Annotated in this window: 11 protein-coding genes; 9 read left to right on the top strand and 2 right to left on the bottom strand. The window is 73.3% G+C overall.

What is annotated here, in order from left to right; translation table 11 throughout:
• Nucleotides 1-372: 372 nt before the first annotated feature.
• From ACZ5XZ_RS23890 to ACZ5XZ_RS23870, 5 genes are all read left to right on the top strand, one after another.
• Entirely contained in the window at nucleotides 373-600 is a 228-nt protein-coding gene (locus ACZ5XZ_RS23890; protein ID WP_468981259.1) for a hypothetical protein, read from the top strand.
• 123 nt (nucleotides 601-723) lie between these two features.
• Nucleotides 724-900 (top strand): hypothetical protein, encoded by a 177-nt coding sequence (locus ACZ5XZ_RS23885; RefSeq protein WP_468981257.1) that lies wholly within the window; start codon nucleotides 724-726, stop codon nucleotides 898-900.
• Nucleotides 901-1056: 156 nt separating this feature from the next.
• A complete protein-coding gene (locus ACZ5XZ_RS23880; protein ID WP_468981254.1) occupies nucleotides 1057-2586 on the top strand; it encodes an AlkA N-terminal domain-containing protein in 1530 nt (509 codons plus the stop codon).
• A gap of 50 nt (nucleotides 2587-2636) precedes the next feature.
• Complete coding sequence (locus ACZ5XZ_RS23875) at nucleotides 2637-3155, top strand: methylated-DNA--[protein]-cysteine S-methyltransferase (RefSeq protein WP_468981252.1); 519 nt, start codon at nucleotides 2637-2639, stop codon at nucleotides 3153-3155.
• A gap of 71 nt (nucleotides 3156-3226) precedes the next feature.
• Nucleotides 3227-3967 (top strand): 2OG-Fe(II) oxygenase, encoded by a 741-nt coding sequence (locus tag ACZ5XZ_RS23870; protein ID WP_468981250.1) that lies wholly within the window; start codon nucleotides 3227-3229, stop codon nucleotides 3965-3967.
• A gap of 28 nt (nucleotides 3968-3995) precedes the next feature.
• Here the strand turns inward: ACZ5XZ_RS23870 and ACZ5XZ_RS23865 are convergent, their stop codons facing one another.
• Nucleotides 3996-4760 carry an SDR family NAD(P)-dependent oxidoreductase gene (locus tag ACZ5XZ_RS23865; protein WP_468981247.1) on the bottom strand — a complete coding sequence of 255 codons (765 nt, stop codon included), beginning with the start codon at nucleotides 4758-4760 and terminating at the stop codon, nucleotides 3996-3998.
• A 128-nt stretch (nucleotides 4761-4888) separates the two neighbouring features.
• Nucleotides 4889-5818, bottom strand: coding sequence for a ScbA/BarX family gamma-butyrolactone biosynthesis protein (locus tag ACZ5XZ_RS23860; RefSeq protein WP_468981245.1), 930 nt, complete (start codon nucleotides 5816-5818; stop codon nucleotides 4889-4891).
• Between the two features lie 228 nt (nucleotides 5819-6046).
• On the opposite strand from ACZ5XZ_RS23860, the gene ACZ5XZ_RS23855 reads away from it, so the two are divergent.
• The 4 genes from ACZ5XZ_RS23855 (at nucleotide 6047) to ACZ5XZ_RS23840 (ending at nucleotide 10615) form a co-directional block, all read left to right on the top strand.
• Complete coding sequence (locus ACZ5XZ_RS23855; protein WP_468981242.1) at nucleotides 6047-6757, top strand: ScbR family autoregulator-binding transcription factor; 711 nt, start codon at nucleotides 6047-6049, stop codon at nucleotides 6755-6757.
• 264 nt (nucleotides 6758-7021) lie between these two features.
• Entirely contained in the window at nucleotides 7022-9421 is a 2400-nt protein-coding gene (locus ACZ5XZ_RS23850; RefSeq protein WP_468981240.1) for an MFS transporter, read from the top strand.
• 23 nt (nucleotides 9422-9444) lie between these two features.
• Entirely contained in the window at nucleotides 9445-9618 is a 174-nt protein-coding gene (locus ACZ5XZ_RS23845; RefSeq protein ID WP_468981239.1) for a hypothetical protein, read from the top strand.
• 244 nt (nucleotides 9619-9862) lie between these two features.
• Nucleotides 9863-10615 (top strand): DUF4232 domain-containing protein, encoded by a 753-nt coding sequence (locus tag ACZ5XZ_RS23840; RefSeq protein ID WP_468981236.1) that lies wholly within the window; start codon nucleotides 9863-9865, stop codon nucleotides 10613-10615.
• Nucleotides 10616-10661: the final 46 nt, after the last annotated feature.

Here is a 10661-nt window from a genome sequence, read left to right as displayed (position 1 = left end):
CCCCCCCCCCCCCCCCCCCCCCCCCCCCCCCCCCCCCCCCCCCCCCCCCCCCCCCCCCCCCCCCCCCCCCCCCCCCCCCCCCCCCCCCCCCCGGTTCAGGTATCGGGGCACGTCGTGTGCATCGGGGCGCGCCCTCTCTATCGGGGGTATTTCGGGACGTGACGATCCTCACGCTCGCTTCACAGAACGGCAATGCGTTGTTTACCGTTCAATCGGGTGTGCGGTGCGGCGACGCACCCGCCCCGAACGCCCCGGCCAGTTCCCCCCGTCTGGCCGGGGCTTCGTCATACCGTCCACGGCAGCGCGGCGAGGGTTGACGCCTGCGGAGGCCGTCGAGGTGCGGGGGTGCGGAGCCCGGCGCACGCTGGAGGCATGTCCGAGCATCCGCCTGTCATCGTGCACCCGCCGACGCCCTCTGGTGGTCGACGGGTGACCGTACGTGGGCAGATCGTCGGCCTGGCACACGGCCGTGGCGATGTTGCCGAGTTCCTCCGTCGCGCGGGAGTCGCCGACCCGGTCGAGGACATCCGGCTCGACGACCCCCGGCTCGTCGAGTGGCGTGGCGGCTCCCTGGACGACTGGCCGATGCCGTCGCCGTGACCGCGCGACCACCGGTTGCCGCGAGGGGGCGCCACCGCGCTGTCAGTGGCGGGGGGTATGAATGACAGGGACAGCGGTCACGTCGTGGACGGCGGCAATGATGCAGAGGAACGGGGGCTGGGCATGAGCGACAGCGGGGACGGTGGCTCCGGCGACGACTCCTACGACGCCGGCGGCGCGACGAGGGGCGGGTCCGGATCCGATGCGCCGGCGAGTCTGGACGTCATACGCAGAGCCATGCGCTGGGAGACCCTGGTGATCGTCCTGGTCCTGGTGCTCCTCACCGTGGTGGCGTCCTAGGGCTGTCCCAGGGCTGCCGTAAGGCGAGGCCATAGACGTCCGCACGACTCTTCACACCACTCTCCGCACGGTCGTCGGCGCGATCCCCGGCGTCCGAGCGTCCCGTCCGATTTCCGCCAGCGTCGCCGCCCGGCCTGCCGCACAGTGGACTCTGTGATGAACGAGGACAGCAGGTACGAGGCGGTGCGCAGCAGAGACGCCAGGTTCGACGGTGCGTTCTTCTTCGCCGTGTCCACGACGGGGATCTACTGCCGGCCGAGCTGCCCGGCCACCACACCCCGGCGGCGCAATGTCACCTTCTTCCCGACCTCGGCGGCCGCGCAGGGCTCGGGCTTTCGCGCCTGCCGCCGCTGCCGGCCCGACGCGGTGCCCGGCTCGGCCGAGTGGAATGCCCGTGCCGATGTCGTCGGCCGCGCCATGCGGCTGATCGGCGACGGGGTGGTGGATCGGGAGGGGGTGTCCGGACTGGCCGCGCGGCTCGGCTACAGCGCGCGGCAGGTGCAGCGGCAGCTGGCCGCGGAGTTGGGCGCCGGGCCGGTGGCGCTGGCGCGGGCGCAACGCGCCCACACCGCCCGGGTCCTGCTGCAGACCACCGGCCTGCAGGTCGCCGAGGTCGCCTTCGCGGCCGGGTTCGCCAGCGTGCGCCAGTTCAACGACACCATCAAGGAGATCTACGCGCTCACCCCGAGCGCGCTGCGCGCCGCCCGCCCAGGGAAGGCGCCCCGACCCGGCCCGACGGCCCCGCCCGCCACCCCCGGCGTACTGCCGCTGCGGCTCGCCTACCGCGGACCGTACGCCGCGCGGGAGATCTTCGACCACCTCCAGCGGCGGGCGATCACCGGCGTCGAGGAGGTGACCGGCGAGCCCGGGGCCCGTACCTACCGGCGCACCCTGCGCCTGCCGAACGGCCCCGGCGTCGCCGAGGTCGACGAGTCGCCCGGAGCCGGCTGGCTGGAGTGCCGGCTGCACCTGACCGAGCTGCGCGATCTGACCACCGCGAGCCAGCGGGTGCGCTGCCTGTTCGACCTGGACGCCGATCCGTACGCGGTGGCCGAGCGGCTCGCTGCGGACCCGGCCCTGGCACCGCTGGTGGCCCAGCGCCCAGGGCTGCGCTCCCCGGGCACGCCCGCCCCGCACGAGCTCGCGGTCCGCGCGGTACTCGGCCAGCAGATCTCGGTCGTCGCGGGCCGTACGCTCGGCGGCGCGCTGGTCGCCGCGTACGGGGAGCCACTGCCCGCAGCGGCGGGCGGGCTCACCCATCTCTTCCCGCGCGCCGAGGACCTGGCGCAGGCCTCGCTCGCCGAACTCGGCATGCCCGAGCAGCGGCGGAACACCCTGCGCGCCCTCGGTGCCGCGCTCGCCGACGGCACCGTCACCCTCGACGCCGGGGCGGACCGGGACGAGGCCGAGCGCCGGCTCCTCGGCCTGTGCGGCATCGGCCCCTGGACCGCCGGCTACATCCGGATGCGCGCCCTGGCGGACCCCGATGTGCTGCTGCCCGGCGACGCGGCGGTACGCGCCGGAATGCGCCGGGCCGGGGCTCCGACGGACGCTCTGCAGGTCCGTGCGCGGGCCTGGTGCCCCTGGCGCTCCTACGCGATGCACCACTTCTGGAACGCGCCGGCCGCAGCGGAGGAGGCCCGGCACCGCGGCACCGCCCGTACCGGGAACGAACCGCCTCCGTAGACCGACCCCCCTACCGACCCACGCCCGCAGACCACGGAAAGAACAGGACCATGACGCGCTACACCACGCTCGACAGCCCGCTGGGTGAACTCCTCCTGGTGGGCGAGGAATCGGCCACCGCCCCCGGTGGCACCGCACTCGCCTCGCTGACCGTGCCCGGACAGAAGGGCGGCGCGAGTGTCCAGGACGACTGGACGCACACCCCCGAGGCGTTCGCCGAGATCGCGCGCCAGCTGCGCGCCTACTTCGACGGTACGCTGACCCGCTTCGACATCGAGTTCGCGGCCACCCCGCGCCCGGGCACGGACTTCCAGCGGCGCGTGTGGCAGGCGCTGGAGGCGATTCCGTACGGGACCACGACGACCTACGGACGGATCGCCGCCGACATCGGTGCCGCGCGGGGCGCCGTGCGCGCCATCGGCACGGCGATCGGCGCCAACCCGCTGCTCGTCGTCCGGCCCTGCCACCGGGTGATCGCCGCGGACGGATCCCTCTCGGGCTACGCGGGCGGGCCCGAACGCAAGCGGCGGCTCCTCGGACTGGAGGGCGCCGTACCGGACGCCGCCTGAGCGCGCCCGCCGCCGGCCGGCCGTGCGCCACCCCGGCCGCCCTGAACGCCGACGCCCCACAGGAGCCCGCCATGACCACCACGACCCTCAAGCGCCGAACCCGTCACGCGGTCCTCGCCGACCGGGTCGCGGCCGCCGACTGGACGGCGATCGGGGAGGAACTCGACGCCACGGGGTGCGCCCTGACCCCGCGGCTGCTCACTCCGGCCGACCGCCGCGCCCTCGTCGCCCTGTACGACGACGCCGACCGCTTCCGCTCGACCGTCGACATGGACCGGCACCGCTTCGGGTCGGGCCAGTACCGCTACTTCGCCGACCCGCTGCCCGCACCGGTCCAGGCGCTGCGGGAGGCGTTCTACCCGTATCTGCTGAGGACCGCCCGCGACTGGGCGGACAGGCTCGGCAGGCCGGCGCCCTGGCCGGACACCCTGGGGGAGTGGCTTGCCCGGTGCCATGAAGCCGGCCAGACCAAGTCCTCGCAGATCCTGCTGCGTTACGGTGCGGGCGACTGGAACGCGCTGCACCGCGACCTGTTCGGGGAGATGGTCTTCCCGCTGCAGGTCGTCATCGGCCTGGACGAGCCGGGCGCCGACTACACCGGCGGGGAGTTCCTCCTGGTCGAGCAGCGGCCGCGGGCCCAGTCCCGCGGCACCACCACCGTCCTCCCACCGGGCCACGGCCTGATCTTCACCACCCGGGACCGCCCCGTACGCTCCACCCGGGGCTGGTCGGCGGGGGCCGTACGCCACGGAGTCAGCACCGTCCGCTCCGGCCGCCGGCACTCCCTGGGACTGGTCTTCCACGACGCCTGAGGCCCGGCCCAGGGAGGTGCCCGACGGGTCAGAGCCTGGAGCCGCCGGTGACGTCGATGCGCTGGCCGGTGATCCAGCGGGAGTCGTCCGACGCGAGGAACGCGGCGGCGTCCGCGATGTCGGTGGGCTTGCCGATCCGGTTGAACACCGAATAGGCCGCCAGCGCGGCCCGCCCCTCGGGAGTCGACCTGCGCACCGCGGTCACATCGGTCTCGACCCAGCCGGGGGCGAGGGTGTTGACCGTGATGCCGCGGTCGCCGAGCTCCTTGGCGAGGGCGAGCGTCAGGGTGTCCAGCCCGCCCTTGGCGATGCTGTAGGCGATCTGTGAGGGGTGCGCCGTACTCGTCACCGCCGACGAGACGTTGATGATGCGTCCGCCGTCCCGCATCCGGCGCAGACCGTGCTGGACGATGAAGAGCGGGGCCTTGGTGTTCACCGCGAGGGTGCGGTCGAACTCCTCGGGGGTCACCTGGTCTATCCGCCCGGGGAAGTTGAGCCCCGCGTTGTTCACGAGGATGTCGAGCCCGGGCTCCGCGCCGCAGGCGGCGAGTTCGGCGTCGAAGGCGGCGAAGAGGGCCTCGGCATCGCCCGGGACCCCCAGTTCCGCGCCGATGACGAACGCCCGGCCGCCGGCGCCGGTGATGCTTTCGGCCGTCTCCTTGGCCGCGGTGTCGTTGCTGCCGTAGTGGACGGCGACCAGGGCGCCGTCCTGCGCCAGGCGCTGCGCGATGGCTCGGCCGATTCCCCGGCTGGAGCCGGTCACCAGCGCCGTCTTCCCCTTGAGGTCACCCATGGTCGTTTGGCCTTTCCTGTGCTTGTGGCGGGCATGCCGTCACCGGCTGCGGTCCCTCGCCGAGCGGCGACGGCGCGTGCACGTGCAGGCGCGAGGCACTCGGCGCGTGCGGCCGGTGAGCTGTGTCGTCAGCCGCGGGCGTCCAGTGCCGTGAGGGTGGAGACGAACACCGGCTCACCGTCCTGCAAGCCGGTGACCTGGACCATTCTGGTGCAGGGCAGGGCCGGCGGGACCCAGCGGGCCTCGATCACGCAGGGGGTGCCGTGCTCGGCGTAGCGGAGGAACTCCGTGCCGAGGGCGTACGGCACGAAGCCGTCGGGCGCGGTCAGGGCGTGGGCGGCCTGCTGCGCCGCATCGAGCAGCACCATGCCGGGAACATGGTCGTTCGCCGGGTTCACCACCGCGGCGTGGTCGGGCGCGATGCGCAGCAGCCAGCGATCGGGCCGGTCGGTGGGGGAGAGCAGGACGTCGTGGGCGGTGGCGCTGCCGGTCAGTTGGGGCGGGACGGACGCCGGGAGCGGTCCGGGGGCGCGCCGCGCGGTCAGCCGCTCGCCGCGGATCCGGCGGTAGACGGCGGGCGAGGTGACGGTGACATGGGAGTGGCCCGTCGCCACGATCCGCCCCGCCGAGCGCAGGGTCATGTCGAACCGGCCGCTGGTCAGCGTGCCGGCCCGCATGCGCATCCGGCTGCAGACGACGTCGATCGTCAGGGGTGTGGCACGGTCCCCGGTGTCGAGGTGCGGGGAGTGCGTGGCGAAGATCAGGTCGCCCAGGATGAAGTGGTGGCCGACCGGTACGCCGAGTTCGGTGTGGGAGAGCAGCAGCCCCGCCTGGCGGATGGTCTCACCGATGAGGATGAGGTGGTGGCCGTCCTGGTTGACGGTGAAGTATCCGTGGTCGCTGGGCCACTGGGCGGTGACCGAGAAGTGGGAGTCGTCCAGTCTGCGCCAGGAGGAGACCAGAATGTCGTCGACGATGGGACGGTGCACGTACTCGCGGCGGACCGGGGCTCCGGGAAGGGGTGGGGTGGCGGCGCGCCGGCCGGGTTCCCGTGGCATGTGATGCGGGGCTTCGCACGGAACTGTGTCGCTGACGTGCAACGCATCGCTCACGGCTGCCCCCAGGTGTCTCTACGGGATGAGGTCCATCGCTGATAAGATACGTACCATCCGGTTTTATTTTCAATGCCGGGCTGGGGGAAAGGGGAAATAGGCTGGTGGGGCGGTGACTTGACCAGTGGCCGGCGCCCGCGAAATGTGAAGGCTTCGACAGACAGGAGGCGTCCTGTGGCACAACAGGACCGCGCGATCCGGACCCGACGAGTGATCTTGGAGGCGGCCGCGGCGGTATTCGACGAGCAGGGCTACGACCGCGCGACGATCGCCGAGGTCCTCGAGCGCGCCGGTGTGACGAAGGGCGCCCTGTACTTCCACTTCGCCTCCAAGGAGCAGCTGGCGCTCGCCGTGCTCGAAGAGCATGTGACCGACATCGCCGTCGAGCCGCAGCAGATCAAGTTGCAGGAGTTCGTCGATTCCGGCCAGGTCCTGGCGTTCCGGCTGCGCAGCGACCCGATGCAGCGCGGGGCGGCCCGGCTGGCGGTCGAGCAGGGGTCCAACCACCTGGACCGCAAGCGGTCGATGCTCTCGTGGACCGTGTTCGTCGAGGGCCTGCTGACCGATGCGCGGGCGCGCGGTGAAATCCTGGACAGTGTCGTGATCCACGAGACCGCCGAGCTGTTCGTCGGCGCGTTCGCCGGGATCCAGATGATGTCCCATGCGCTGACCAATCAGGCCGACCTCTGCTACCGGCTGACCGTCTTCTTCCAGCACACCCTGCCGAGCATCGCGGTGCCGGCCGTCCTCGCCCGGCTCAACCTGGACCCGGAGCGCGGTGCGAAGCTGGACGCCGCTCTTCGGCGCGGAGCGGAGGTCGGCGCCGTCGCTGAGGCTCATGCCGGTGCCGGTGTTCCTGCCGGTGCCGAGGGCGCCGTGCACTGAACGGTGTCGGACCAGGCCGTGCACTGAACAACGGCGTCGGACCAGGGTGGCCGATGCGGCCGGGTCCGCGGCTTCCGGGGCGGCGAAAAAATACCGCACAGGCGGTGTGGTCGAGCCGTGAGAGGCACGGCCGTGTGAGGCGTATCACCGCTGCCGTCCAGGGTGTTGACCAGGCGGCGGAACGGCCCCCCGCGATACAACGTTCGTCATGCACGTATCCATCGCCCCACCGCACGCACCCCTGCCGCCCCGGAGGCCGCACGCATGACGCAGACGACGGACCAGCCGTCCGAGAGGACGGCCACCGCCGTTCCCCCGGTGTCCGACCCGGCCGCGGGCGGCCGCCGAAGAGCCCGCGGCGGCATCGTCCCGGTCCTCGCCTTCGCCGGCATCGCCGTCGCGGTGATGCAGACGCTGCTCGTGCCGGTCATCAAGGACCTGCCGGTACTGCTCAACACGGCACCCAGCAACGCCACATGGGTCATGACGGCCACCCTCCTCGCGGGCGCCGTCTCGACGCCCATCATGGGGCGGTTGGGCGACCTCCACGGCAAGCGGCGGATGCTGCTGACCAGCCTCGCGGTCATGGTCGTCGGCTCGCTGATCTGCGGATTCACCAGCGACCTGGTCATCATGATCATCGGTCGGGCGCTGCAGGGCTTCGCCATGGGCGCGATCCCGCTCGGCATCGGCATCATGCGTGACGAGCTGCCGCGCGAGCGGCTCGGCTCGGCCATGGGCCTGATGAGCTCGTCGATCGGCGTCGGCGGCGGACTCGCGCTGCCGGCCGCCGCGCTGGTCGCCCAACACGCCGACTGGCACACCCTGTTCTTCGGCGCCGCCGGGCTCGGCGTGCTGTCGATGCTGCTCACCCTCCTTGTCGTACCGGAGACTTCGGTACGCGCCCAGGGGCGCTTCGACGTGATCGGCGCCCTCGGCCTGTCCGCCGGTCTGGTGGCCCTGCTGCTGCCCATCACCAAGGGCAGCGACTGGGGCTGGAGTTCGCCCACCACCCTCGGCCTCTTCGGCGTCGCCGCCGTCGTGCTGGTGCTGTGGGGAGTGATGGAGCTGCGGATCGGCGACCCGCTGGTGGACCTGCGGACCACGGCCCGCCGCGAGGTGCTGCTGACCAATCTCGCCTCGATCACGGTCGGTGTGGCGTTCTACGCGATCTCGCTGGTCCTGCCGCAGCTGCTGCAGCTGCCCGAGTCGACCGGCTACGGGCTCGGCCAGTCCATGGTGGTGGCCGGACTGTGCGTGGCGCCGCTCGGCGTGACGATGATGTTCGTCGCCCCGCTGTACGCGCGGATCGCGGCCCGGCGCGGCCCCAAGGTCTCGCTGCTGATCGGCATGCTCGTCATAGCGATCGGCTACGGCGCGGGCATCGGCCTGATGAGCGCACCCTGGCAGACCGTCATCATCGCGGTGGTCGTCGGTGCGGGCATCGGGCTGGCGTACTCCTCGCTGCCCGCGTTGATCATCGGTGCCGTCGATCCGTCCGAGACCGGCGCGGCCAACGGTCTGAACACCCTGATGCGATCGATCGGCACGTCGGTGTCCAGCGCCGTGATCGGCATGGTGCTGGCTCACATGTCCCAGCGCGTGGGACCGGCCACGATCCCCACGCTGGCCGGCTTCCGGGTCGCCTTCCTGATCGCCACCGCCGCGGTCCTCGTCGGCGTCGCCCTGGCCTCCTTCCTGCCGGCGCAGCGCACGGAATCCCGCCCGACCCTGGTGGCGCAGAGCACGGACGACGCGGAGGACGCGGACGGTGCGCAGGACGTGGCCGCCGTGGCGGCGGGTGACGTCACTGCCGGCGGACCCGGCGCGCGGACCTCCCCGGGAGCGTCCGCCCCCGCCGCCGCGACCACCGCGCACGACCGGCCCGCCGGATTCCGCGGCCGCGTCCTGGACCTCTCCGGCGCGCCGGTCACGGGCGCGAGCGTCACCCTCATCGACCGGCAGGGCCGGCAGGCCGGCGTCACCACGGCCGCCGCCGACGGCGGCTACGCCCTCGCCGCGCCCGCCGCCGGCACCTACGTCCTGACCGGCGCCGCGCCCGGCCACGCCCCCTACGCGGCCTCCGCCCGGTACCGGGGCGAGGGCCCGCCGGTGGAGGTGGACCTGATCCTCGCGGGCACCGGCCGACTGGGCGGCATCCTGCTCGGCGGCCCGGAGGGCACGCCACTGGCCGGCGGGAGCATCGTCGTCACCGACGCCGGCGGTGAGGTGGTGGCCCGCACGACGTCGGGTACGGCGGGCGACTGGGAGTGCGCACAGCTGCCGCCGGGCGCCTACACCCTGGTCCTCGGCGCCCCCGGCCATCGGCCGCAGGCCCGTGCGCTGGAGCTGACCGGCGGGGAACCGGGCCGCCAGGACGCCCGGCTGCAGCGGACGGCCATGGTCCGCGGCACGGTACGAGGACCCCAGGGCCGGCCGCTCGCCGACGCGGCCGTGACCCTCGTCGAGGACGGCGCGGTCGCCGGGTACGCCCTCACCGGCGCCGACGGAGGCTTCGCCTTCGGTGACCTGACCGGCAGTCACTACACCCTCACCACGGCCGGCTATCCGCCGCACGCCACCCCGGTGTCCCTCGCCGCCGGTGCCGACGCGACCTGCGATGTGGTCCTGGAGCCTGCCCAGCCGTCCACCGGCCGGCGCTGACCGGGCCGCGCGAAGGTGCGGGCGTGGCAGGCGCCGTGCACCTTCGCACGGCCGCCGGCCGCCGGGCGGGCGGTGGCACTTTCCGGGGCAGCGCCTGCACTTTCGCCGCAGGCGGCGGCGACACCCGCCGCCACGCCGCCGACGATCCGGTGCCCGACCCGCCGAACTTCGGAGCCGGCCACGGGCCCGGGAAGTAGGCCGAACCTCGCGGTGCCGCATTCGCAACCCGGGAATTTTCTGCGAGCCTGGGCGGCGCGCCCGGAATCCCGGCTGGTCAAAGAGGTGCCGGGGTCATCGGCGTGCCGGGCACGCTGCCTCGTTAGTGGTGTGTTAGTGCCTCGTTAGCGGACCGGCAGTGCCCGGGGCCACGCTGGAAGAACAACGGACGGACCGCACGCACCCATACACGAGCTCGCACCTACCAGGACGAGGGGGACACTCATGTCGCTCACCATCAAGACGCCCGGCCGCGGCCGCCGTGTCGCCGCCGGATCGCTGATCGCCGTGGCAGCGCTCGCGCTGACCGCCTGCCAGGACGGGAACGGCACGGCCTCCCGCCCCTCGTCGGCAGCCGCCCCCGTCACGTCCCAGAACCAGGAGAGCGGCAGCGGCGCCGAGGCCCCCGGCGCGAAGCAGCCGTCGTCGGCCGGCGAGCAGTCCGCGGCCGGCAAGGAGTCCGCGGCCGGCGAGAAGCCGTCGGCGAACACGGCGACCCTGCCCGGCGGCAAGGCCACGGGCGGCGCCCCGAGCGCCTCGGCGTCGCACACCTCGGCCATGACGGCGTCGGACCGCTGCACCGCCGCCGACATGTCGCTGCGCCTGGGCGCCTCCGACATCGGCGCGGGCAACATCCGCTACCCCCTCGTCTTCACGAACAACGGCAAGAAGGCCTGTACGCTGCGTGGCTTCCCCGGGGTGTCGCTGATCCAGCGCGACGGCTCACCGGTCGGCAAGCCCGCGACCCGTTCGGGCGGCGCCGGCGGCAGCGTCCGGCTCCAGCCGGGACAGAGCGCGCACGCCCTGCTGCACACCGTCAACGACGGGGTCACGGACACTCCCTGCTGGAAGAACTCCCAGATCGTCTTCGTCTACCCGCCCGGGTCCAAGGACTCGATGACCACGGGCAGCCGGGGCCTGCGGGTCTGCGGCGGACGGTTCGACGTGACCGCGGTGGAGGCCGGGGCGCTCGGCTGACGCCCGGCACGGTCCCCTGCGGGCGCCCGGTCCACCGGGGCGGGCG

The organism is Streptomyces sp. NPDC033270, assembly GCF_055576575.1.
This window is presented reverse-complemented; position numbering and strand designations above follow the sequence as displayed.

What these genes read in the sequence shown, in the direction of transcription:
- ACZ5XZ_RS23890 (WP_468981259.1), top strand. Translation starts at nt 373, where the DNA reads ATGTCCGAGCATCCGCCTGTCATCGTGCACCCGCCGACGCCCTCTGGT.
- ACZ5XZ_RS23885 (WP_468981257.1), top strand. Translation starts at nt 724, where the DNA reads ATGAGCGACAGCGGGGACGGTGGCTCCGGCGACGACTCCTACGACGCC.
- ACZ5XZ_RS23880 (WP_468981254.1), top strand. Translation starts at nt 1,057, where the DNA reads ATGAACGAGGACAGCAGGTACGAGGCGGTGCGCAGCAGAGACGCCAGG.
- ACZ5XZ_RS23875 (WP_468981252.1), top strand. Translation starts at nt 2,637, where the DNA reads ATGACGCGCTACACCACGCTCGACAGCCCGCTGGGTGAACTCCTCCTG.
- ACZ5XZ_RS23870 (WP_468981250.1), top strand. Translation starts at nt 3,227, where the DNA reads ATGACCACCACGACCCTCAAGCGCCGAACCCGTCACGCGGTCCTCGCC.
- ACZ5XZ_RS23865 (WP_468981247.1), bottom strand. Translation starts at nt 4,760, where the DNA reads ATGGGTGACCTCAAGGGGAAGACGGCGCTGGTGACCGGCTCCAGCCGG.
- ACZ5XZ_RS23860 (WP_468981245.1), bottom strand. Translation starts at nt 5,818, where the DNA reads ATGCCACGGGAACCCGGCCGGCGCGCCGCCACCCCACCCCTTCCCGGA.
- ACZ5XZ_RS23850 (WP_468981240.1), top strand. Translation starts at nt 7,022, where the DNA reads ATGACGCAGACGACGGACCAGCCGTCCGAGAGGACGGCCACCGCCGTT.
- ACZ5XZ_RS23840 (WP_468981236.1), top strand. Translation starts at nt 9,863, where the DNA reads ATGTCGCTCACCATCAAGACGCCCGGCCGCGGCCGCCGTGTCGCCGCC.